Annotated in this window: 22 protein-coding genes and 2 tRNA genes; 13 read left to right on the top strand and 11 right to left on the bottom strand. The window is 43.4% G+C overall.

The genetic code is table 11. From position 1 onward, the window contains the following. The first annotated feature begins 3 nt into the window (after nt 1-3). The 4 genes from BMW86_RS13140 (at nt 4) to BMW86_RS13125 (ending at nt 3,846) form a co-directional block, all read left to right on the top strand. Complete coding sequence (locus BMW86_RS13140; RefSeq protein ID WP_089782209.1) at nt 4-2,154, top strand: sensor histidine kinase; 2,151 nt, start codon at nt 4-6, stop codon at nt 2,152-2,154. Nucleotides 2,155-2,228: 74 nt separating this feature from the next. After that, nucleotides 2,229-3,326 (top strand): sensor histidine kinase, encoded by a 1,098-nt coding sequence (locus BMW86_RS13135; protein WP_089782208.1) that lies wholly within the window; start codon nt 2,229-2,231, stop codon nt 3,324-3,326. After that, nucleotides 3,310-3,726 carry a response regulator gene (locus BMW86_RS13130; protein ID WP_089782207.1) on the top strand — a complete coding sequence of 139 codons (417 nt, stop codon included), beginning with the start codon at nt 3,310-3,312 and terminating at the stop codon, nt 3,724-3,726. Before BMW86_RS13135 ends, BMW86_RS13130 begins: the two co-directional genes overlap by 17 nt. A gap of 47 nt (nt 3,727-3,773) precedes the next feature. Then, a tRNA-Ala gene (locus BMW86_RS13125) sits at nt 3,774-3,846 on the top strand. Between the two features lie 54 nt (nt 3,847-3,900). Here the strand turns inward: BMW86_RS13125 and BMW86_RS13120 are convergent. The 5 genes from BMW86_RS13120 to BMW86_RS13100 all read right to left on the bottom strand — a co-directional run bounded on the left by BMW86_RS13120 (nt 3,901) and on the right by BMW86_RS13100 (nt 8,731). Next, complete coding sequence (locus BMW86_RS13120; protein WP_089782206.1) at nt 3,901-4,377, bottom strand: DinB family protein; 477 nt, start codon at nt 4,375-4,377, stop codon at nt 3,901-3,903. 203 nt (nt 4,378-4,580) lie between these two features. Beyond that, nucleotides 4,581-5,444, bottom strand: coding sequence for an SDR family oxidoreductase (locus tag BMW86_RS13115; protein ID WP_089782205.1), 864 nt, complete (start codon nt 5,442-5,444; stop codon nt 4,581-4,583). A 120-nt stretch (nt 5,445-5,564) separates the two neighbouring features. Further along, a complete protein-coding gene (locus BMW86_RS13110; RefSeq protein ID WP_089782204.1) occupies nt 5,565-6,149 on the bottom strand; it encodes a Crp/Fnr family transcriptional regulator in 585 nt (194 codons plus the stop codon). Nucleotides 6,150-6,161: 12 nt separating this feature from the next. Beyond that, on the bottom strand, nt 6,162-8,132 hold the full coding sequence (locus BMW86_RS13105; RefSeq protein WP_089782203.1) for a gamma-glutamyltransferase family protein: 1,971 nt from the start codon (nt 8,130-8,132) through the stop codon (nt 6,162-6,164). A gap of 239 nt (nt 8,133-8,371) precedes the next feature. Further along, complete coding sequence (locus BMW86_RS13100; protein ID WP_089782202.1) at nt 8,372-8,731, bottom strand: SnoaL-like domain-containing protein; 360 nt, start codon at nt 8,729-8,731, stop codon at nt 8,372-8,374. Between the two features lie 258 nt (nt 8,732-8,989). Between BMW86_RS13100 and BMW86_RS13095 the strand changes: the two genes are divergently transcribed. The 8 genes from BMW86_RS13095 to clpX all read left to right on the top strand — a co-directional run bounded on the left by BMW86_RS13095 (nt 8,990) and on the right by clpX (nt 17,542). Beyond that, complete coding sequence (locus BMW86_RS13095) at nt 8,990-9,994, top strand: helix-turn-helix domain-containing protein (protein ID WP_089782201.1); 1,005 nt, start codon at nt 8,990-8,992, stop codon at nt 9,992-9,994. Between the two features lie 19 nt (nt 9,995-10,013). Further along, on the top strand, nt 10,014-11,177 hold the full coding sequence (locus tag BMW86_RS13090) for a M20 metallopeptidase family protein (RefSeq protein ID WP_089782200.1): 1,164 nt from the start codon (nt 10,014-10,016) through the stop codon (nt 11,175-11,177). A gap of 40 nt (nt 11,178-11,217) precedes the next feature. Beyond that, nucleotides 11,218-12,396, top strand: a complete 1,179-nt coding sequence (locus BMW86_RS13085) for an MFS transporter (RefSeq protein WP_218149140.1) — start codon at nt 11,218-11,220, stop codon at nt 12,394-12,396. 426 nt (nt 12,397-12,822) lie between these two features. Next, nucleotides 12,823-13,716, top strand: coding sequence for an arginase family protein (locus BMW86_RS13080; protein WP_089782199.1), 894 nt, complete (start codon nt 12,823-12,825; stop codon nt 13,714-13,716). Between the two features lie 99 nt (nt 13,717-13,815). Continuing rightward, nucleotides 13,816-13,897, top strand: a tRNA-Leu gene (locus tag BMW86_RS13075). 231 nt (nt 13,898-14,128) lie between these two features. After that, nucleotides 14,129-15,511: a trigger factor gene (tig, locus tag BMW86_RS13070; protein ID WP_089782198.1), complete on the top strand. Its 1,383-nt coding sequence runs from the start codon at nt 14,129-14,131 to the stop codon at nt 15,509-15,511. After that, a complete protein-coding gene (locus BMW86_RS13065) occupies nt 15,501-16,202 on the top strand; it encodes an ATP-dependent Clp protease proteolytic subunit (protein ID WP_089782197.1) in 702 nt (233 codons plus the stop codon). Before tig ends, BMW86_RS13065 begins: the two co-directional genes overlap by 11 nt. A gap of 104 nt (nt 16,203-16,306) precedes the next feature. Then, the gene (clpX, locus tag BMW86_RS13060) at nt 16,307-17,542 is read left to right on the top strand and encodes an ATP-dependent Clp protease ATP-binding subunit ClpX (RefSeq protein WP_089782196.1); all 1,236 of its coding nucleotides are present in this window, start codon (nt 16,307-16,309) and stop codon (nt 17,540-17,542) included. Nucleotides 17,543-17,596: 54 nt separating this feature from the next. Here clpX and BMW86_RS13055 read toward each other — a convergent pair whose 3' ends face one another. Then, on the bottom strand, nt 17,597-18,571 hold the full coding sequence (locus BMW86_RS13055) for a hypothetical protein (RefSeq protein WP_089782195.1): 975 nt from the start codon (nt 18,569-18,571) through the stop codon (nt 17,597-17,599). Between the two features lie 123 nt (nt 18,572-18,694). On the opposite strand from BMW86_RS13055, the gene BMW86_RS13050 reads away from it, so the two are divergent. Then, a complete protein-coding gene (locus BMW86_RS13050; RefSeq protein WP_089782194.1) occupies nt 18,695-18,889 on the top strand; it encodes a hypothetical protein in 195 nt (64 codons plus the stop codon). A 288-nt stretch (nt 18,890-19,177) separates the two neighbouring features. Here BMW86_RS13050 and BMW86_RS13045 read toward each other — a convergent pair whose 3' ends face one another. From BMW86_RS13045 to BMW86_RS33165, 5 genes are all read right to left on the bottom strand, one after another. Then, on the bottom strand, nt 19,178-20,803 hold the full coding sequence (locus BMW86_RS13045) for an NADP-dependent glyceraldehyde-3-phosphate dehydrogenase (protein WP_089782193.1): 1,626 nt from the start codon (nt 20,801-20,803) through the stop codon (nt 19,178-19,180). Between the two features lie 282 nt (nt 20,804-21,085). Then, a complete protein-coding gene (locus BMW86_RS13040) occupies nt 21,086-22,225 on the bottom strand; it encodes an acyl-CoA dehydrogenase family protein (protein WP_089782192.1) in 1,140 nt (379 codons plus the stop codon). 9 nt (nt 22,226-22,234) lie between these two features. Next, entirely contained in the window at nt 22,235-22,924 is a 690-nt protein-coding gene (locus BMW86_RS13035) for a ComEA family DNA-binding protein (protein ID WP_089782191.1), read from the bottom strand. A gap of 79 nt (nt 22,925-23,003) precedes the next feature. Then, nucleotides 23,004-23,771, bottom strand: a complete 768-nt coding sequence (locus BMW86_RS13030) for an MBL fold metallo-hydrolase (RefSeq protein ID WP_089782190.1) — start codon at nt 23,769-23,771, stop codon at nt 23,004-23,006. After that, the gene (locus BMW86_RS33165; protein ID WP_255372914.1) at nt 23,768-24,235 is read right to left on the bottom strand and encodes a hypothetical protein; all 468 of its coding nucleotides are present in this window, start codon (nt 24,233-24,235) and stop codon (nt 23,768-23,770) included. The genes BMW86_RS13030 and BMW86_RS33165 overlap by 4 nt, the downstream gene beginning before the upstream one ends. Between the last annotated feature and the right edge of the window lie 28 nt (nt 24,236-24,263).

Raw genomic sequence — 24,263 nt, 5'->3', positions numbered from 1 at the left:
CAAATGTCTATACGTGCATTTTTTGCGTTTCTTCTTACAGTTACGCTGTTCATTCATAATACCCAGGCATCGGTACCCGTCATTTATTCAGATAGCACCAAACTACTCCAGATGGGTAAATGGCTGGACCTGTACACAGATAAGACCAACCAGCTTACCTTTCAGCAGGTAATTAATCAGACTTTCACCAATCTGAATGAAGATGTTCCTAACCTGCAGATAACTCCCTATACACACTGGGCCAGGTTTACTGTTACCAACAATACAACCATACAACGCCTCTTACTGGAAATAGAATATCCTACTATCGACGATATCAGTTTATACGAACCATTACCGAACGGCTCCTGGAAAGTAACCAGGATGGGGGAATTTCAGCCTTTCAAATACCGCATCTTCAATCATCAGAACTATATTTTCCCCCTTCCTCTCAAATACGGAGAAACCAAAACCTATTACCTGAAAATCAGAGCAGGTGAACAGGTACAGTTGCCCGTATTCCTTGGACCGGAAACGCTCATCGATAACAAAAATGCACTCAGGAACCTGATATTCGGGATTTACAGCGGGATTATACTGGTAATGGCCCTGTATAACCTGTTTATCTTCTTTTCCGTACGCGACAGGAGTTACCTGATCTACGTTACCTATATCATCTGCGTGGGCCTTACCCAGGCTTCCCAGCACGGTTATGCATTCCGCTACCTCTACCCTGGCAATAGCTGGCTGGCCATGCATGATACGGTGCTGATACCTATTCTGAACGGACTTACAGCGGCTATTTTTATACAATCATTCCTGCATGCCCGGGAAAAGTTCCCGCTGGGACATAAGCTCCTCAGCGTTGTAAGCATTGCTTATCTCGGCTGTCTTGTACCCATGTTCGCCAATAACTATTACGTGGCGCAGATATGGGTAGAGCTGGTAGCGCTGTCAGGATCTTTTCTGGCGATATTTGTGGGGTATAAAGTGGCCAAGACCAACTATATGCCGGCGAAGTTCTTCCTCGTGGCATGGTCTATCTTCCTTACAGGTGTTATCATCTTTGTAATGCGCAACTTCAATGTGCTGCCCTATAATGACATTACTTACTATGCCCTGGAAGTAGGATCCGCAGCAGAAGTTACCCTGCTGTCGTTCGCACTGGCTTACAGGATCAACATCTACCGGAAGGAAAAAGAAGATTCACAGGCACTATCACTTGAAATATCCAAGGAAAATGAAAGACTGGTACGTGAGCAGAACGTGATCCTGGAAATCAAGGTGAATGAAAGGACTAACCAGTTGCAACAGGCTAATGACCAACTGAACGTTGCGCTTGTAAGCCTGAAAGATGCACAGTCACAATTGGTGGAGAAAGAGAAAATGGCCTCTCTGGGTCAATTAACGGCAGGTATTGCTCATGAGATCAATAACCCGATCAACTTTGTAACGTCCAATATCAAGCCTTTAAAATTAGATATAGAGGATATTAAATCCCTGCTGGGCAAATACGAACGGTTGGAACATGCCGAAGATTTCAAATCGGGCCTGCAGGATATAAAACTTTTCAGACAGGAAATTGATATTGATTATATTCATGAAGAGATCACTTCTCTGATAAAAGGTATAGAAGACGGCGCAACACGTACCGCAGAGATTGTAACAGGACTAAGGACTTTCAGCCGGCTGGATGAAAGTGATCTGAAGTCCGTGGATATTCACGAAGGACTGGAAAGCACACTGGTATTGCTACGCACCAATATCCCAAAGAATGTGACCATTACCCGGAATTATGGCACTCTGCCCAAAATAGAATGTTATGCGGGTAAGATCAACCAGGTGTTCATGAATATCCTCACGAATGCCTTTAATGCGATCAAAACACATTCGGACGGACGCGAAGAGTTTGTCACCATTACTACCAGGGAAGAGAACGGGCAGGCTGTCATCAGCATAAAAGATACAGGGCCGGGCATGACACAGGAAGTAAAGGAGAAGATCTTCGATCCTTTCTTTACGACCAAAGACGTGGGTGAAGGTACCGGATTAGGACTTTCTATTGTATTCAGTATAATAGAAAAACATCATGGACGTATCAACGTGATATCTAGCCCCGGGGAAGGTGCGGAATTTATTATATATTTACCTATGAACATTATTTCAGGTTTATAAAACCCATCATATCAGTTATGACATGTTCCCCATATACCGAAAGCACTCAATACCGCGATATAAAACCTTAATGGATGAAAGACAACCGTATCAGGATATTGTACATTGATGACGAGATTCATAATCTTAATGCTTTTAAAGCGGGGTTCCGCAGAAGTTATGAGATCTACACAGCCAATTCCGCTCAGGAAGGGAAACAACTGCTGAAAAGCATTGATGTACACATCATCATTGCTGACCAGAAGATGCCTGTTTCTACCGGGGTTGAATTCTTCAATGAGATAAAAGAAACGCTGCCGGATCCCATGAGGATACTGCTGACGGGATATACTGATGTGGAAGACATCATTGATGCCATCAACAAAGGACATATTTACTCTTATATCAAGAAGCCATGGGATGAGCATGAATTGCATAAGACCATTAACAATGCTTTTGAAATATATCAGACGCGCAGGCAACTGAAGGAAAAAATCATAGAGCTAGAGAAGATTAATGATGAACTCAACCGCTTCATCTATTCAACTTCCCATGATCTTCGTTCTCCGCTGATGTCTGTACTGGGCATTATCAATCTTAGCCGCCTGGATAATTCTGTGGAAGATCCCAACGGTTATCTGAATATGATAGAGGTTTGTATACTGAAGCTGGACGGGTTTATTCAGAAGATCATAGAATACTATCGTAATTCCCGCCTGGATGTGGAATACGAGAAAATAGATTTCAATCACCTTTTACAGGAATGCATTGGTTCATTCCGGCATCAGAATACGGCTATCGAGTTCCAGGTGAATGTGGAACAACCGGTAGATTTTAAAGGAGATACTTTCCGTATCAGCGTTATCCTCAATAATCTTATCTCCAACGCTGTAAAGTATCAGAAACCGGATGAGAGTAATCCGAAAGTGAATTTGTCTGTGAAAGTAGAACCACATAAGGCCACTCTTTATATAGTGGATAACGGTATTGGCATATTGAGTGAACATCTCAACAACATCTTCAAGATGTTCTTCCGTTCCAAGAACAATAACAAACCGGGCAGTGGTATAGGATTGTATATTGTGAAAGAAGCGCTGAATAAGATTGGTGGTACGATTAACGTGGAATCCAAATACGGAGAAGGTACACAATTTGAAATAAGCATCCCCAATAGAAATGATTTCGATTCCTGATTTGCGTGTAATTCTGATTGATGATAATGAGGTAGATCTTCTGCTGCACGAGAAGCTGATTACGCTACAACATATCAGCAGAACTGTGCTTGCTTTCAATAATGCAAATAAGGCATTGGAATTCCTGTCTTCCAATATTGCCCTGCCCAGGATTCCTCCTACTGTGTTGTTACTGGATATACAAATGCCGGAGATGGATGGCTTTGATTTTTTAGATGCTTTTGACAGTTATCCTCAGAAAATCAAATCACAATGTCATGTAATCATGGTTTCTTCTTCTCTTGATTATGGTGATCTCAACCGTACTTATGCCAGTCCTATGGTGGTTAAACTACTCAGGAAACCCCTGATAGCGTCAGAGCTGAAAAACGCGATCATAGAGATTTTCAAAGATTTTTAGGGAAATGCTTGCAATTACAGGAAAAAATTTAAATTTGCACCTCGTTCGGGGGATTAGCTCATCTGGTAGAGCGCAAGCATGGCATGTTTGAGGTGATCGGTTCGAGTCCGATATCCTCCACCCGTAAAAAGTCTCACATTAAATATGTGAGACTTTTTTTATGTCCTTTAGTTTTTAGTCGCGGCGGATAAATATTAGCTGACCCAGGTGGTAAGCAACGTGCGATGTACGATTCATCAATACACTCAGTTTGTTACGGTGTGGTTCTCTTTGCAGATCTTCATCTGTCATCGCGTTGTGGCGCTGTAACCATTGTTCTGCTGTCATAGCGTTGAATGCTTCAGACAGCTTGTTGTGAATAGTCGTCCAGCGTTCACGCAGGTCTTTGATGGCCGGCATTGTGAAGCCAGCGTTATCAGGATTTTTGATGAAGGGTTCTTCTAACTCAGAGTAGAGTTTTTCTCCCAGGCCGAATAAGGGCAGCATAGCGTCGTGTACCGCAATGAGATGCCCTAACAGGTAAATACCCCTGTTTCTTCCCGGGGCTACTTCCTGTAACAGTTGCTCATCACTAAGGCTGCTGATCAGTTTTTCTGTTCTCTTTATCTGTACATCCCATGCCTGTAAGGCCATCTTTACGAATAATTCCATATTGGTGGTAGTTTTAAAATTTCCTTTATTTGGGCTCCGTTAGCCTCGTGTTTGTAGCAAATATTGATATCCTATTTAATCGACTCCGTTAGGAGTCCCCTATTTATAACAATTTAACAGGGGACTCCTAACGGAGTCTAGGTTATGTTGTTTAACATGTTTGCTACAAACACGAGGCTAACGGAGCCAATTTGAGTCGCATACTAAAGGCTAAAGCCGTAGCTGCCTACCCATTTAGACTTGATATCTGCTCTTGCTTTGATGAATTCAGCGTCGGTGCCTAATGCTACAGCATCCAGAGGATAACGTAACGGACGTTTCCCCTTTTCCATATTCACCAGTACCAGGATACCATCAGCAATGGTTTGCGGATTCATCTTGAATTCTGCCATCTTACCAAATAACGCACCGCCCATCTGATTCGCAGCATTCACCGCATCATCTCCGTAAGCTGCTACAATTTCTGGTTTATCTGCGTGTACACCCATCTTGCTACCGTTGTTCATTTCGGTTGGATATACGCCAGACTGAATAGAAACATTTTCGATGCCATAAGGTTTTAACTCCGCCTGCAATCCTTCTGTAATACTTTCTACTGCGAACTTGGAAGCAAAGTAAGGGATCATGAAAGGTAATGTAAAACCACTGGCTCCGGTAGAGATGTTAATGATCAACCCACTTCTGTTTTCTCTCATGGAAGGTAATACCGCGTCATATGTGCGAATTACTCCATAGAAATTTACCTCCATCATTTCCTTTACCTTATCTATGGAATAGGCTTCCAGTACACCAAAACCAGTTACACCTGCATTGTTCACCAGTACATCTATCTTACCATGTTTAGCCAGTGTTTGTTGTATGGCTTTATGTACAGAATTATCACTGGTTACATCCAGTTCTACAACATCTATATTTGGTATTGCACCCAGTTCTTTTGCTACCGCTTCATTTTTACCTGTTGTGCCGCGCATAGCAGCCACTACATGATGACCTGCTTTCGCTAATGTGATCGCTGTCAATTTACCAAAACCAGTGCTTGTTCCTGTTATTAAAATTGTCTTTTTCATTTTAGTATTTTTTTGTTTTCAGATAATTGTTTGTTTGAATTTCTGATACAAAATTGCGATGAAAGAGGTCCCTCCTCCAATGACATTTACTAAAAAAACAATTGACATTTATCAAGAACATCAGCTTTGCCTTTTGGCTGCCTGGTTTCGTATCCTACTGAGTGTCTCAGGAGAAATTCCCAGATAGGAAGCGATCATATGTTGTGGTACACGGTTAGCGATATCCGGGGAATTCCGCAGGAAGTTCTGGTAATTTTCCTCTGCTGAATAACTGATGGCAGCATGTATCCTGTTTTCATTGGCGACAAAACTTTTGTTCAGGATGGTGTTGATCATCTCATTAAAAGCAGGTACTTCTTTGCAGATGGTAATAAAGTTCTCGTTTGTGATCAGTAATAATACACTGTCTTCTATTGCATCTATATTGTAACTGGCAGGCTCTCCGGAAAGCAATGCAGCCCGGTCACCCGTCCAGTGATTTTCTATAGCGAATTTTGTTGTATGCTCTACTCCTTTATCATCTATACGATATGCACGTAAACACCCTTTGCAGATGAAGGCATGATATTTCCATGTATCTCCTTCCTGTAAGAGATATTGTTTCTTACGGAGTTTCTTTACAATGCAGAGTGATTTAATTACTTCAAATGCTGCATCCGTGATACTTGTTTTACTGTTTATATAATCTCTGAAAACCTCTAGCATAATTATATTTTATCACCAGCCTATACCGTAATCTTCTCCGTTATTACTGCTGCCACCCCATAAGCTACCATGTTTGGTATCTATCAGTATTGCATTTATCGGACCGCTGGTACGTTCCCCAAAGGTGGTGATATATCCCATATTTTTCAAAGAAGTTCTTATGCTGTCTGCGGTGTTTTTACTCAGCAGGATATTACCGGGACGTGGTTGTCTGTCTTTGGTAGCAGTACCTCCCAGTGATAACCACAACTGGTTCGTGTTGATGTTTGCAGCTTCTGTGGCCTGTTGTACCGTCATCCCGAATTCTGCAATGTTTAAGAAGAACTGTAATAAGTTCTGATCCTGCGTATCACCACCTTGTACGCCAAAGGCGAGGAAAGGTTTACCATCTTTTAATGCGAGTGAAGGTGTGAGCGTTACTCTTGGACGTTTACCGGGAGCGATCACATTGAAAGGGCATAATGCAGAATCCAGTACAAAACTCTGGAGACGCTGACTCATACCTACACCAGTATGTCCGGCAATACAGGCAGGAGTCCATCCACCACTGGGTGTGATAGAGATTACCCAGCCGTCTTTGTCAGCAGCTTCTACGCTGGTAGTACCGCGCCATAAGCGATCCATGTATAAGCTGTCTGAGTTAACTGCAAGCATGTTCTCTGTATCTGCATGTAAAAGTTGCAATCCATTTGAACTAAGATCAACAGGCAGACCAGTTGCATTAAGACTTGCAGCATCATGCTTTGGTAAAAATCCACCTTGCTTTTTATTCGTCGTATCTGTGTATGATTTTCTTTGTTGCAGTAGTTGTGCAAATGGATTTGTTTTTCCTTCGTAAGGATAAGGATCTCCGGGAGCAGCTTCCGGATCGTTCCTGTCAGGATTGATCTGTTTTGCTCTTTCTTTTGCATATGCTTTACTGAGTAATCCTGTGATAGGCGTTTTAGGTGTAAAGTAAGGATCACCATAGTAGAAATCACGATCTGCAAAAGTGAGATTCATCGTTTGATACAACGTATGGATGTAACGGGTACTGTTATATCCCATCCCTTTCAGATCAAAATTTTCAAGGATGTTGAGACTTTGCAGTAACATAGGGCCCTGCGTCCAGGATTGCAATTTGTATACTTCTATCCCTTTATAATTAACATGTAAAGGTTCTTCTTCGATAGGCTTCCACTTAGCCAGATCATTTAAGGTAATCAAACCTCCCTGCTCCTGGCAACCACGTACAAATTCCTTCGCAATATCTCCTTTGTAGAAACGATCATATGCAGCCATGATAGCCTCTTTCCGGCTTTTCTTATTACGAAGCGCATTCTGCTCTGCTTCTACCATTTTAGTCAATGTAGCCAGTAATTCTTTCTGCACAAAGATCTCCCCTGCTTCCGGCGCTTCTCTCTTTTCTCCCGGGTGAGTAAGGAATACAGCCTTGCTGTAAGGCCATTCCTTAATACGTTGTTTATTATTTTCTATACTGTTGGCTGTTTGTGCTTCTATAGGATAACCCGCAGCCATCTCCATCGCAGGGGCCAGTACTTCTTTTAAACTGAGGGTACCGTATTCCGCCAGTATGTAACAAAGACCACCCGGAGTACCTGGTGTAACAGCCGCCAGCGGCCCGTATTCAGGTGGGAAATTATATCCTTTACCTTTGAAGAAATCTACGGTAGCACCGGTGGGCGCCACTCCCAGCGCATTAATAGCTATTACTTTTCCTGTTTTAGGATTGTAGATGAGGGCCTGGGTTTCTCCTCCCCAGCTAAGTACATCCCACATAGTGCAGGTAGCAGCCAGCATAGCACAGGCAGCATCAACTGCATTGCCTCCTTTCTGGAAAATCATGGCACCTGCAGTAGCTGCCAAAGGTTTACCTGTAACCGCCATCCAGTTCTTACCATGTAAAGGTGGTTTCTGGGTTTGCTGGGCTTGTATTTTTCCTATTATCAGTAAGGAGAAAGCGAGGAGGAAAAAGTGTTTCATAAGCTATTAACAGATTTAAATACGGAAGACGTAAATTAAGAAAATAGCCTGTATTGAGAGTATTCCTTACATGAGCGGTTAGGAATAGAAGAGCAATTGCTAAGCTTTTGAACAGGATTATCTTACGTTTATCCTACGTTAAAAGACGTAGGATAAACGTAAGATAATCCTGTTCAAAAGCCAGTCAGAACCTCTTTAAGACATCAGGAGACACTAACTAAAAAGGCTCCTGGTACTTTTTAGAAAAAGAATTGCTCGGAAATAACCTTTCCATCTTTTACGCCATACACGCAAACTTCAGACATCGTTTCACGGTCCCGTCCTTTCATCTTCACATCCATATCCAGGGTAAACGCGATTGCGCTGCCGGCGATAAGTGGTTCCGACACTTTCACACCATAGACTTCGTCTACCATACCCATGAATTGCCTGATTTTTTCATTAACGGCGGGCAAACCTTTTGTTTCCTTTTCAAATGCAGGAGTAGCAAACGGTTCAATACTTACTACATCATCTGCATACAATTCCTTTTGTGCTTTTTCGAACTCACCTTTAGCACATAACGCGGCCAGCTGAGTGGCGATTTGTTGTGTAGTCATTGTAAGAAGTGTTTATGGGGTATGATAATTTAACTAAGTTATTGCAATTTCCTGATAGCGTTCATCTTACATAGCTCCTTTATATAACCTGACACAGCTGTACACAAAGACACCCGGATACAATACTTCGCAGATCGTTTTAAGTGTTATTTTAACAATAGGTAGTACCATCGCAGTCCTACGCTATAAATTGCATGTACGCTACTTACAAAAACCAGAATCAGTCTTTCAGTTTAACCGGCTAAATATGTGAATAATATGATTTCCAGTCAATATCCCTCTGCGCTGCAATTTGGGATACCTGCAAAAATGCATCCTCATATAAAAGTCTCCACGCAACTGCCCGACCATTACCGTCAATACAGGATTGCTGTTCCGGCTGAGACCAAATATGTAGAAGCCCCTTTCGGTAGTTACATTACACAAGAGATAAGGGACCCTGAATGGGCTATCAGCTGGCAACAATGTTTTATTAAGGAAAGGGTGCGGTTACGCCCTTCTGCCGCCCAACCTATGCTGGTCATGTACTGCATCCTGAAAGGGAATGTACCATGCAGGTTACAGGGACAGGGGAAATTAATGCTGATAGAAAAAGAGTACGGGGTATATTATATTCCTTCTCAATCTCAGAACATTGCAGATTTAAAAACAGGGAATTATGAAATGATCTGCATCTCTTTCTCTCCTGCATTCTTCAGCAGGTTTATTACCCGGCATCCCTCCTTTGAAGATATTTACCAGCAACAATTAAAACAGGCACGCAGGGGTACCATGTTACCTGCTATCCGAATGGATAACTGTGATCTGAAAATACTGAATGAGATCCGGCTGAGCCCAGCAGAAGGCGCTGAAAGAAAGGCGTTCATTCAGGAAAAACTGAACGAACTGCTCACCTTTTATTTCAATGCGCTTACACCTAAGTACCTGCAAAACGGGGACCTGGCAAAGAAACTGCGGCAGGTATGTATATACATCCAGAATCATTATCATCAGTCGCTCAGTATTGCTGAACTGAGTAAACAGGCGGGAATGCATATCAATACTTTTGAACGGGCATTTAAGGAATTACTGGGGGCATCACCAAGGGGATATATTGAACATTTGAGAATGAAGAAAGCGGCGGGACTATTACTGCAAACTTCACTGAGCATAAAGGATATCAGTCTTAATACCGGCTATAGCGGCGCCAATTACTTCACTGCCGTTTTCAGAAAGCGCTACCGTTGTTCACCAAGAGAATATCGCAAAAACCGCTTATCTTAATGCAAAATCCTGCATTAAAATGGATAAGCAACTTACAGATCGGCTCATCAGTATCAGAAGACAGATTCACACTCAACCGGAATTAGGTTATCAGGAAATACATACTTCACAGCTTGTCCGCAGGGAGCTGGATGCATTGGGCATTCCTTATGTGAAGGATGTTGCAGGCACCGGGGTAATAGGCACTATCACCAAAGGCCATGGACCCTCTGTAGCGATACGGGCGGATATGGATGCGTTGCCTATTGAAGAAGAAACCGGCCTGCCTTTCAGCTCTGCCAACAGCGGTAAAATGCATGCCTGCGGTCATGACCTGCATACTTCTATGCTTATAGGAGCAGCTACACTGCTAAAAGATATTCCCTTTGAAGGAACAGTAAAACTGCTTTTCCAGCCCTCAGAAGAGGGGCCTAATGGCGATCCTGAAAGTAAAACAGGCGCCCATAAAATAGTGGAAGCAGGTTACCTGGATGATGTAAAATCGGCCCTGGGGCTGCATGTTCATCCACTGATGCCTGTAGGTAAGATCTCTTATGCCCTGGGACCGGCACTGGCCTGTACAGGATTCTTTACGATAGATGTACTGGGCAAGGCCACACATGCCGGCGCTACTCCTCAGCTGGGCGTGGATGCTGTAGTGATTGCCGCACAGCTGATACAATCTGCACAGATGATCGTGTCCCGGCATACGGCCCCTACGGAGACTGCCGTACTTTCCTTTACAAAAATAAACGGTGGTGTAGCACCCAACGTGATTGCCGACAGGGTTGTCATTGAAGGTACTATCCGCTCTCTCAACCTGGATGTTTACCAGGAGATTATCCGTCGTATTGAGAAGATTGCAGAGGGCTTGATGACAGCCTTTGATGCGGAGATAAAATTTGATCTCTATTATGATCTGCCAAGTGTAATCAATAATAAACAGGTACATGGCAGTTTACAGCAAAGCCTGCAACAGGTGTTCGGAGATACGAATGTGATTGAAACGGAAGCCATCCTGGCAGGGGAAGACTTTGCGCATTACTCCCGGAAAGTGCCTTCCATGTTTTATTTCCTGGGAGCGCAGCACCCTGATAATGCCGGTTATTTCCTGCATCATCCACGCGTACTTTTTAATGAAGATTGTATCGCTTATGGTGCATCCTTCCTCGCTAACGGAGCTGTTGACATGCTAAGGCCGTAAACATTTCCCTACCTTTGCGCCGTCGCGTAAATAAAGGAAAATGGACCAACAGTATTTAGGGAAAACAGATATCATTATAATGGCGGCCTGCGCAGGATTAATGGTAGCCAATATTTATTATTGCCAGCCGCTGATCGTTTTAATGGCCAGGGATTTTGGGATCAGGGAGAGTGCCGCCGGAAGGGTTGCTTACTTCACACAGATCGGTTATGCCATAGGATTATTACTACTTGTACCACTGGGCGATATCCTGGAACGCCGGAAACAGATATTATTCTCCACATTTATTACCATCCTGGCGTTGTTGCTGTCTGCAAAGGCGCCGAGTTTTCTTGTATTACAGATTGCCAGTGTGCTGATAGGGGTTTCCTCTATCGTACCCCAGCTTATTCTGCCACTGGCAGCCAGTATGGCACCTGCTCATAAAAGGGGCAGTGTGATAGGCTCCATTATGGCCGGACTGCTGGTTGGTATATTAGCCTCCCGTTCTTTGAGCGGGGCTGTAGGCAGTTTGTACGGATGGCGGGAAATGTACCTGATTGCAGCAGGCATCTGTACTTTATTGCTGGGGGTGATGTGGTGGCGCTTTCCTAAGAGTACTCCTACTTTCAGCGGTAATTATAAAGAACTGATGGCTTCTGTAGCCCATTATGTAAAGACCCAGCCTGCGTTACGACTGGCAGCGCTGATAAATGCCTTGTCTTTTGCCGTAGTGAGTGCCTTTTGGGTAACGATGGTGCTGTTCCTCACGCTGCCACCCTTTGGGTATAAGTCGGCCGAGATAGGACTGTTTGGTCTTGCCGGAGCGGCAGGCGCTTTAGCGGCCCCTCTGATTGGCAAGATCAGTGATGGCCGTGATCCCGGGAAAAATATATTAATAGGGCTGATATGTGAGCTGATCAGCTTTGCCGCCTTTTATTTTACGGGCAGCGGGATTTTTCTACTGCTGACAGGGATTATCCTGCTGGATGTAGGTCATCAGTCGGTACAGGTGACCAACCAGACGATTATCTATTCTATTATGCCCGAAGCCAGGAACCGGTTCAATACTGTCTTTATGACTTCTACCTTTATAGGCGGGGCCAGTGGCTCTGCATTGGGATTGTTATTGTGGAATATGGGGCGATGGCCGGCTGTATGTTTGGGAGCGTCGCTGGTAATAATATTGAATGTATCCTTGTTTTTCAGGTACAGGCCAGGCAGGCAACAATTAGACTAGAGATAAGGGGGACTAAAAAGTCTCCCTTATTTTTTAACAGATCGGACTAACCCCAAAGCCCGGTGAACACTTCTACTTAATAAGCTCGTCTTAAACACTACTCAGCAAGAGCCTAAACTCTCCTGTAAACTTTTTATAGCTGTAAATAGACTAGTATATAATCCCTATATAAGCCCTATCTATATAGGTACGGCTTATATACCTGTTATATAGGGGTTATATACAGCTTATATACGGGTTATATACCCTAATGCACAGAATCTCAGTAGGTTAACACTACCTATTAATATTTCGATGCTTTTTTACTACTGATTATCAATTCATTAAAATATAATTAGAACTATTATATCAGGAAATAGTGAAGCTAATATCAGTATCCTCAGAATATTTATCTTTATAAGATCTGTCATACCCAAACCTGATTTCATGCGCAACTTAGTTATTATCGAAGCCCCATCTAACTTAGGCTTAAAATCATTACAACCAGGAACAGAGCCAGGTGTTAGACTATTCCCGGAAGCGCTCCGGAAAACCGGCTTTGCTGATAATACTGGTATTACCCAAACCATTCAGGTACCGGCTCCCCCATATAGTATGGATATTCATGCGGAAAGCAAGATCCGGAATGCAGAAGCGATTGCCCACTACAGCCGGACGCTGGCCTCTCATGTACAGGAAGCGGTGGAACAGGGGATTATTCCTGTGGTCATAGGTGGTGATTGCAGTATTGTACTGGGCAATGCCCTGGGACTTAAAAACACCGGCGGCCGGTACGGGCTGTTTTCCATAGACGGGCATACGGATTATATGTTGCCGGAACATTCCGGCACTGCCGGAGCGGCAGGTATGGACCTGGCACTGGTTACCGGCAACGGGCCTGCCATTCTTTCCGACATAGACAACCAGGGGCCTTATATATCAGAGGAGTTTGTTTTCGCCTATGGCAACCGGGAACTGGATGATGATTATGTAGCACCTATTATAGACAGCAATGTCCATTATTATGACCTGCCGGCTATCCGTAAACAGGGAATTGGCCGGATTACGACAGATTTTCTGAGGATGGTAGCGCAAAATAACCTGGACGGTTTCTGGATTCACATGGATGTGGACGTACTGGACAATGAGATTATGCCTTGTGTAGATTCGCCTCAGGAAGACGGGTTGACATACCAGGAATTAAAGCAAACATTGCAGCCATTGTTGGCCTCTCCTTCTTTTAAAGGGATCAATATTACGATCCTGGACCCGACACTGGACCCTCACGGGACCTATATCACTGCCTTTTCAGCACAATTGTCCGCGTTACTAAAGCAATAAATCCGGAAGCACATTTTTTTAATCCATAAAATACAGTACCTTTGCAGACCTTTTTCGGTATGTTTAAGTACTGATTAAGCAGCTCTTATAAATAGGATCGCGGGTGTGGTGAAATTGGTAGACACGCCAGACTTAGGATCTGGTGCCTCACGGTATGCGGGTTCGAGTCCCTCCACCCGCACAAAATGCTGAATGCAGAACGCTGAATTTAAAATGCTATACACATAATTAGATGAAGCCTTCTGCATTCGGTGTTTTAACAACAGCTTACATCGAACTTTGCCATTAAGGCGCTAAGTCACCAAGTAACTCCCACATAGCTGCCATTCCTTCGTGCCTTTGTGACTTCATGGCAGAAATTCAAAACAAGGAATTATTATTGCTTCATACAAGAACATTTATTTAAACAATTATGGCAACCGTTACCAGAGAAAACATCGGTTTATTGAATGATAAGATCACTGTGAAAGTGAGCCAGGAAGATTATCTTCCGAATTTTGACAAAGCAGTAAAGCAACTCAGCAAGACCGCCAATATACCCGGTTTCCGTAAAGGCATGGTGCCGGTAGGCATGGTGAAGAAGATGCATGGACAAGCTATTTTTGCAGACGAAATACTGAAAACTGTAGAAAAAGAGTTGACCGGATACCTGCAGAACGAGAAACTGGAGATCTTCGCACAACCCCTTCCACTTGATCGTGAAAGCGTAAAATTTGACCAGTTCCAGCCTGCTGATTATGACTTCGGTTTCGAAGTAGGTCTGAAACCGGCTTTCAATATCACTCCCCTTGAAGAAGGAAAAACAACGCTTACCCGTTATAAAATAAAAGCTACCCCTGAAATGATCAACGAAGAAGTTGAGCGTTTACAGATGAAAGGTGGTAAGATGAGCGAACCTGAAACCATCACTACTGAAGAAAACGTGCTGAACGTAGAGTTTGAGGAAAGCGATGCAAAGGGTAACATAACAGAAGGTGGTATCAAAAAAGATAACTCTCTCCTGTTAAAATATTTCTCTGCTCCTATCCAGGCACAACTGATGGGTAAGAAACTGGGTGATTCTATCGTATTCCAGCTGGCTACGTCTTTTGACGGAGACAAACTGGGATGGGTACTGAAAGACCTGGGCTTTGAAGAAAACGACGCTGAAGCAGCGAAGAAATACTTCAAACTCAGTATTACCAAAGTAGGATTAATTGAAAAGAGAGAACTGAACGAAGAGTTCTTCAAAGAGATCTACCCTGCTGACAGCATTACTACAGAAGCAGCTTTCCGTGAAAAACTGCAATCAGAAATAGAAAAATACTGGGATTCCGAAAGCCGGAACCATCTGCATAACGAACTGTTCGAAGTGCTGGTTCACGAAACGCCTATAGAACTGCCCAAAGATTTTCTGAAACGTTGGCTGCAAACCGGCGGTGAAAAACCAAAAACTGCCGAAGAAGCTGACAAAGAATATCCTGGTTTTGATCATCAGTTACGCTGGACACTCATCAGCGATAAACTGATCCGCGAAAATAAACTGGACGTTTCTTTTGATGAACTGAAAGAAAACGCCAAACAGAAAGTTATGGGCTATTTTGGTGGCGCCTCCGCTACAGATGGTGCAGACTGGCTGGACAGCTACCTGGAGCGCCTGCTGCAGGATGAGAAATTCGTAGATCAGACTTACCGTGAAATGGTGACCCAGAAACTGTTTGACTGGGCTGAAAATAAGGTAAATGTAAAGCAAGAGGAAATTACCGCCGAAGAATTTGCTAAATTACCCAATAAACATCACCATCATGAACATTAATAACGAATTCAGGAAGTATGCCATCCAGCATAGAGGGATCAGCAGCCTGGTAGTAGATAGTTATACGCGTCATCAGATTAACGCCCTGACACCAAACATCATCGAGGAACGCCCGATGAACATGGCTATCATGGACGTATTCTCCCGTCTGATGATGGACCGTATCATTTTCATGGGAGATCCCGTGAATGACTATGTAGCGAATATCGTTACAGCACAGATGCTGTTCCTGGAATCTACAGACCGTACAAGAGATATACAGATGTATATCAACAGCCCCGGTGGTAGCGTTTATGCAGGTTTAGGCATTTATGACACTATGCAGATCATCGCCCCTGATGTGGCCACTATCTGTACCGGTATGGCAGCCTCTTTCGGCGCTGTATTGCTGGTAGCTGGTGCTAAAGGCAAGCGTACTGCTCTTAAACATGCAAGAGTAATGATTCACCAGCCTCATGGTGGTGCAGAAGGACAAACATCCGATATCGAAATCACAGCCCGTGAGTTCGTTAAGCTGAAGAAAGAGCTGAACGAAATCATTGCTACTCATTGCGGCCAGCCCGTTAAGAAGGTAGAAAAGGACTCTGATCGTGACTACTGGATGACTGCTGACGAAGCTAAAGAGTATGGCATTATCGATGACGTACTGAGCAAGCACCCAAGAAAACAGCAGGAAAATAATCCTCAATAATATCTTATACGGAGTATACCAGTAAGGGAAAAAGGGCACGCTGTACAGTACGGCGTACCCTTTTTCCCTTATGTTTTGCCCCTTTTAATGTACATTTGTAAGCTATGAAAGAGTCCAAAATACGTTGCTCATTCTGCAACCGCTCTAAAGATGAAGTGCAGATCCTGATTGCTGGTGCAGACGGCCACATATGTGAGAACTGTGTTGCAAATGCTCAGGAGATCATAGAGCAGGAGCTGTTTCAGCAACAAGGAAAGAAAGCGCCTTCCCACTTTGTACCCAAAGTGTCCAAGCCCGTTGAAATAAAGAAATTCCTGGATGAGTATGTGATCGGTCAGGATGACGCCAAGAAAATCCTGGCAGTAGCCGTATACAATCACTACAAACGCCTGAACCAGCAGGTGGGTGATGATGATGTGGAGATTGAAAAGTCCAATATCATCATGGTAGGAGAAACCGGTACCGGTAAAACCCTGCTTGCCAAATCCATCGCACGTTTACTGAATGTGCCCTTTACCATCGTAGATGCCACTGTATTCACAGAAGCAGGTTACGTAGGAGAAGACGTGGAAAGTATCTTAACCCGCCTTCTGCAGGTTTGTAACTACGATGTAGAAGCAGCAGAACGTGGTATAGTATATATTGATGAGATAGATAAGATCGCCCGTAAAAGCGACAATCCGTCCATTACCCGTGATGTTAGCGGTGAAGGTGTACAACAGGGCCTCCTGAAGCTCCTGGAAGGTACAGAAGCACTGGTTCCCCCACAGGGCGGACGTAAACATCCGGAACAGAAGCTGATCAAAGTAAACACCCAGAACATCCTGTTCATTTGCGGTGGTGCTTTTGATGGCGTAGATAAGATCATCAGCCGCAGAATACAGACCCATTCCATCGGGTTTACTGTTAACAAGGAAAAAGAAGAAGAAAACAAAAAACATATCCTGCGTTATATCAACTCACAGGATCTGAAAGCGTTTGGTCTTATTCCTGAGTTATTAGGCCGTTTACCGGTTGTTACTTATCTGAACACACTGGATGCAGACGCACTGAAACTGATCCTTACAGAGCCTAAAAATGCCCTGTTAAAGCAATATAAGAAGCTGTTCATGGTAGAGAACATAGAACTCTCTATAGAAGACGGCGCTATTGACTACATCGTTGAAAAAGCATTGGAGTATAAACTGGGTGCACGTGGCTTACGTTCTATCTGTGAAGTGGTGCTGAGCGATGCGATGTTCAACCTGCCTTCTTCCAATGAAAGTACTTTTGTACTGACAAGGGCCTATGCAGAAGAAAGATTAGACAAGTCTACACTGGTGCAGCTGAAAGTTGCGTAAGTATAAAAGTCGTTTATAAAAAGGAAGGCCTCTCCATGGAGAAGCCTTCCTTTTTTATTGTAGTTTGGTGATTATAACATCTGAATGAAGATCTTTATTACCACTTACCCGGTATTTGTAGATTTTTCCCATATCATCTTCACAGGTGAAATTAAACGCAAACTTCTCACCTGGGTCCTTTTTCATCTCAAAATAACGACTATTATCATACTCCCATAAATCGGGTAGTACATAACTGCTGCTTGCCCCCGTAAGGGAGGTAATAGTAAGATTTTTCCCCTTGCTCCGCAATCCCAGTGAAAAATGGTCCATGTTTGATGCTCCGTAGTATTCGAGAATGGGTTCTCCCAGCCGGATAACACCATCTACATAAAAGGTGCCTTCTCCCAGAAGTCCTATTTCCTCCCGTTTATCCTGTTTGGCCAACTCCAGTAACGTTCGTTTGCTTATCCAGTCAGAATATGTATCTGTAGTATCTGAAAGCAGTGCTATTACCTGCGGCATAGGCATTTTTGCAGGATTTATCTGGAGATGGGATAATTTGATGGCAGTATCATTAAATGCCAGCACTTTTGCATGTTCATCGCGGCTTTCGTTATGAAAGCAGTAATAGTCATTTATAGCCGGATGCGTGATGTAATCTATTCTCTCCTTATACTCCCGTGCATCTTCTGCCTCCCTGTAAACCTTGTACTCATGCTCGTGATAGGCTTCTTTCGCACAATATATCCCCCAGCCGCCAAATCCTAAAATCGGCCCCAGAAAGGCTATCAAAAGACTGTACCATGAAGAACGTATCCCGCTCAGATGTGATAACAGTGCATCATTTATCTCGTACAATTTGTTATCCTTACCCCTGGCATGCCAGGCAGCCCCGATCGGGAACAAAGGAATCCAGTACAGATGCCCATAACGTTGTGTATATTCAAAATGCTCAATATTTCCCAGCGGAGCCAGAATGCCCAGGTCCTGGGGCTTAACAATTTTCCGGCAATAGTGGTGCCGGCCATAGATGATAGGTATGCGCATAGTAGGTATAGCTTGATACAACAAGATATTAAATTAAAACAATATTATATGTATCACAACGCCCTACCATTTATTTCATCCTTTTTTCAATTCTCGTTACCTTTAAAGCTCAAGCTATTAATTATGGATCTGTTACAAGAATTAAAAGACAAAGCCGGCCTTACCAATGAGCAGGCACAAAAAACTTTTGAGATACTGAAAGAATTTGTAAATGGTAAAGTACCTGTTTTTTTAGCGGGTACTGTAGACAAATGGTTTAAAGATATTGAGAAAAGAGCGGGTGAGAGTAATAAAGAGAACGACTTCCTGGAACACTAGACATTATTGATTGATACAAATGAAAAAAGCATCCGGTTGAGTGGATGCTTTTTTTTTGGGTAGAAATTTTTCGAGTGTCTGTCTGTGTTGAAGGTTGATAAATGGTAAAGAGTGATGAATTAACCCAAATTTAACGTTCTTAGTTCAATATTCCATCACACTAAAGGGTTAATACTCACTTTTTTGTAAAATAATATGAACGGCAACCATATATTAATAAATTAATTTATGGCTAAATAATTAGTTAATAATATCGTAACACTCTTTATTCGGCTAATACGATATTGCTTAAAATATATATTTTGTTGACAAAAAGTTCGAAGTCTGGTCGCTGATGATCTGATTAAGGAGCTTTTTATTCTCTTCTGTTTGTTTTACTGCCACCATTGTACGAATGGAAAATGCTCTCAGTGCATCCGGCACACTTAATGTTCCTTCTGCAGAATCTTTACGACCGGTAAATGGAAAAATATCTGGTCCTCTCTGACACTGACTATTGATATTCACTCTGCTTACCTGATTTACAAGTGGATCTATCAGTGATGCAAGTTCATCTGCATCATTGGAGAACAGGCTTACCTGCTGTCCATGATCTGAATGGATCAGGTATTCTATCGGAGTTTCGATATCATCGAAAGGCAGTACGGGGATTACAGGACCGAATTGTTCTTCACGATATAACTTCATCTTATTGTTTACCGGGTATAACACTGCCGGATATACTAAAGATTCGTAAATCAGCCCGCCGTTTTCATTCATCACCTTTGCACCGTTAGCAATTGCATCATCTATACATTCTTTCAGGTACACAGGTTTCTGAGGTTCCGGCAATGGCGTAAGGAATACGTCTTTTTCCCAGGGCATACCCAGTTTCAGCTTTCCGATAGCGGCGCTTAATTTTTCCAGGAAAGCATCTGCTACCTTTTTATGTACAAAAATGATTTTAATGGCCGTACAACGCTGTCCATTGAACGATAATGATCCCAGCACACATTCCTTCACTGCGAGGTCTAAATCGGCCTTATCGGTGATAATAGCGGCATTCTTGGCATCGAGTCCGAGGATAGCACGGAGCCTGTTTACTTTCGGATGCAGTTTTTTGAGCTGGTTGGCTACTTTACTGCTGCCTATCAGTGTTAATACATTGATTTTACCGGATTCCATCAGCGGGGCAATGATCACGTTACCACGTCCGTAGATCGTGTTTACTACTCCTTTGGGGAAACAGGTACGGAAAGCTTCCAGCAGTGGGTAGTGTAATAAAGTACCGTGCTTTGGTGGTTTGAACAGGATCGTGTTCCCCATGATCAGAGCCGGGATCAATGTGGTGAACGTTTCATTCAGCGGATAGTTGAATGGCCCCATACAGAGGACTACCCCCAGTGGAGATCTTCTGATCTGTCCTATGATCCCCTGTTCTATTTCAAAACGGCTGGAGTTGCGGTCCAGATCTTTGAGCGAATCTATTGTGCTGTTGATGTATTCTATCGTCCTGTCGAATTCTTTTACAGAATCTCCATAGGATTTTCCTATTTCCCACATGATCAGCTTTACGATCTCGTCTTTCTTCTCGATCATCTTACCAGTGAACTTATCCATGCAGGCGATCCTTTCTGCGATGGGCATAGTAGGCCATTCACCCCGACCGTCATTATATGCTAATACAGCGGCGTCCAAGGCGGTCATAGCTTCTTCTGGTCCGCATAACGGGTAAGAACCGATTACTTTTCTTTTTAGTCCTTCAGGTGTTTGAATGCATATTGGAGAGAGAACAGTATGTACGTCTCCGTTCCAGGGTTTCATTTCTCCACCGGTCAGGTATTCTCTCTGGTGAACTTCTGCAGGCAGTTGGTATTGAGCCGGAATGGCATCTGCTGAGGGGAACATATGATGTAGTTGATCTTCAAAACTCATGACATAGTTTTTAGTACTGAAAGGTAAGAAAAGCAGAATTATCTAAATGTTATAAGATGCTATATTATTTGGGGCTCCATTATTGGATAGTTATTAATCAGGCTCCGTAGGAGCCCCGTGTTTGTAGCAATAAGACATACAACAAACCCAGACTCCGTAGGAGTCCCCTATTTGCGATAAATAGGGGACTCCTACGGAGTCTGGGTTTGTTGTATGTCTTATTGCTACAAACACGGAGCTCCTAACGGAGCTCACAATTTGTGACAAGCACGGAGCTAAATGCTATTTCAGTGCTTCTCTTGCTATCACCAGTTTCTGTATTTCTGATGTGCCTTCTCCGATAGTACAGAGTTTTGCATCTCTGTAGAATTTTTCTACGGGGAAGTCTTTCGTGTAGCCATAACCGCCAAAGATCTGTACAGCTTCATTAGCGGCACGTACTGCCACTTCAGAGGCGTAATATTTGGCCATCGCAGCATGCTGTGTAACTTTTTGTCCCAGCGTTTTGCCTGCTGCTGCCTGCATGGTTAACAACTCTGCTGCCGCGATTTCTGTTGCCATATCTGCCAGCTTAAAGGAGATACCCTGGAAGTTGGAAATCGGCTGATCGAACTGATAGCGTTCCTGGGAGTATTTCAGGGCGGCTTCATATGCTCCTTTGGCGATACCAAGGGATAAGGCTGCAATAGAGATCCTGCCACCATCCAGTACTTTCATAGACTGAATAAAACCTTCTCCGGTGTGGCCCAGCATATTACCTGCCGGGATACGGCAATTGTCGAAGATCATCTCTGCTGTTTCAGATGCTCTCATCCCCAGTTTGTTTTCTTTTTTACCACCACTGAAACCGGGAGTACCTCTCTCTACAACGAAGGCTGTCATACCATGACTGTCACGTACATCTCCTGTACGGGCAATGACTACTGCCAGGTCTCCGCTTTTACCATGGGTAATCCAGCATTTTGTACCGTTGAGTACCCATTCATCACCATCCTGCTGTGCCACACATTTCATGTTCATAGCATCAGAACCGGTGTTGGGTTCTGTCAGTCCCCAGGCACCTATCCATTCTGCAGTGGCGAGTTTAGGCAGGTATTTCTGTTTTTGTTCGTCTGTTCCGAATTGCAGTATATGCCCGGTACACAAAGAGTTATGTGCGGCAACACTTAAGCCGATAGCTCCGCAGATTTTAGAGATTTCGCTGATGACTGTTACGTATTCCAGATATCCCAGTCCGCTGCCACCGTATTGTTCTGGTACAAGTACTCCCATTAAGCCCAGTTCTCCAAGTTGTTTGAATAGTTGTAGTGGAAAGGTCTGAGTTTCATCCCATTCCAGTACATGTGGTTGAATATGCGTTTTTCCAAAGTCACGGATCACCTGTGTGATCTGTTTCTGCATTTCTGTAGGCTCAAAATTCATAACGGGGGTCTATTTTATTGTTTTGATGTAAGGTTCAAGTTTACGATAAATACTGTCATCTACCAATGGTATCCCAAGAAGCTCGTCAGCATGCCTGAAAGGCCCGTTGTTATTGCGATACAACACTATTAACCGTGCCATTTTATAGTGTATGTACGGGTGTTGGGCCAAAGATTTCTCATCCAGCTGGTTGATATCCAGATTTTTTAGTGAAACTGTATCCAATTGCAGATATGGTTGAATTTTCACAAATGTGGAATCAGGTAAACCGTATGTTTCTCTTATCTGACTGATGCTGTAAAAGCCGCCAAGTTTGTTTCTGAAGCGGATAATACGGCTGGCCAGGACCGGACCTATTCCCGGTAAAGAAGTCCAGGTGGCAGAATCTGCACTGTTGATACTGATGGTTAGTTTCTTATAAATTGTGTCTTTTTTCCAAACTGTTCTCTTCCAGACCGTATCTTTCTTCCAGGCTGCACCGTGTATGCGTTCCTTTTGTTTAAACTGTTTACGGTCAGTTTCTTCCGGTCTTATCCATCCTTTATCTGCAATGATCTCTCCTTCAGTTATTGGTGGATAAAAATATTCCCACGCAGCAGGCGTGGAAACGCAAATACTGATTAATACCAGTAATACTGTAATACCGGTTCTTTCCTGTTTGGAAAAGTTGAAGTATTCCTTCCATAACGACTGCTTCATGGGTTAACAGTTAAAGTGCGGCAAATTATGGCATAAATAAAAAAGATAGGGTTAATAAGCAGTTAAAGAATTATGGTGGTTATGGCAGCTCTACTTCCAGTCCGTCGTAGGCCAGGGCCATTCCGGGTGGCAGTTCTGCCATTACTTCGTCGTGTAATCCAAGCTGGTGACTAATATGGGTAAAGTATACCTGGGGAATGTTCAGTTCCTGTGCAAGGGCAATAGCTTCTCCTAATGTGAAATGGGAGATATGCTTTTCCATGCGCAGGGCATTCAGCACCAGTACTTTAGAGCCACGGATCTTATCCTTTTCCTCTTCGGAGATGAAATTGGCATCCGTGATATAGGTGAAATCACCAAAACGGAAGCCCAGTACAGGCATCTTATGGTGCATCACCATTACAGGCATGACGGTAAACCCATTTACATCAAAGGGATCACTATCAATTGTTTTAAGGTTTATTTCCGGAATACCCGGGTATTTATGTTCTGCAAATGCATAGGCAAACTCCCGCATGATTATTTCCTGAGAGAATTCACTGGCGTATATATCTATATGTCGCTGCTGGAAATAATTGAATGCACGGATATCGTCCATACCAGCGATATGGTCTTTATGAGAATGGGTGATCAGTACTGCTTCCAGGTGTTTGACATTTGCTCTCAGCATCTGGTAACGGAAATCGGGAGTAGTATCTACCACAATGTTTCCGGCACCTGTTCCGCTAACCATGATACTGCTGCGCAGACGATTATCCTTCTTATTCGCAGAAGTACAAACCCTGCAACCACAGGCAATTACCGGTACACCCTGAGAAGTACCTGTTCCTAGAAAAGTTATTTTCAATTCTCTGATGGTTGTGCTGGTGAAGGGTTTTCCTCTTCAGATATATTATCTGAAGGAGATTTTTCTGCTTCCGTGGATGGTTGTGCTGCTTCAGCTGTTGTTACTTCAGCAGATGCCTTTTCGGCAGCCGCAGCTTCAGCGGTTTTCGCGGCTTCAGCCTCTGCCACTTCTTCTGCTGCCTCAGCGGCCTGCAACGCATTCCTGTTTTCCACTATCTGCTTGTATAACTTCAGCGATTCCGGTGTCAGCAGCGTATCATCCAGTTGCATAGTAGATAAGATATCCAGCAGGCTGTTGATACGTCCTTCTAAATTCAGGAATTTATTGATCACCACCACTTTCTTGTGTTCCAGAACACAATAGCCAGAGTTGAATGTGCCTTTTTCAAAACGCAATTCATACTTGATTTCGCTGAAAATCTTTTCCAGACGTGTCAGGTTATTGGGTGTGACTTTAAAGTTCATTCGGCAAAAATACTACTTACTCTTCAAT

Origin of the sequence: Chitinophaga sp. YR573, from assembly GCF_900110995.1 — a bacterium.
GTDB lineage: Bacteria > Bacteroidota > Bacteroidia > Chitinophagales > Chitinophagaceae > Chitinophaga.
This window is presented reverse-complemented; position numbering and strand designations above follow the sequence as displayed.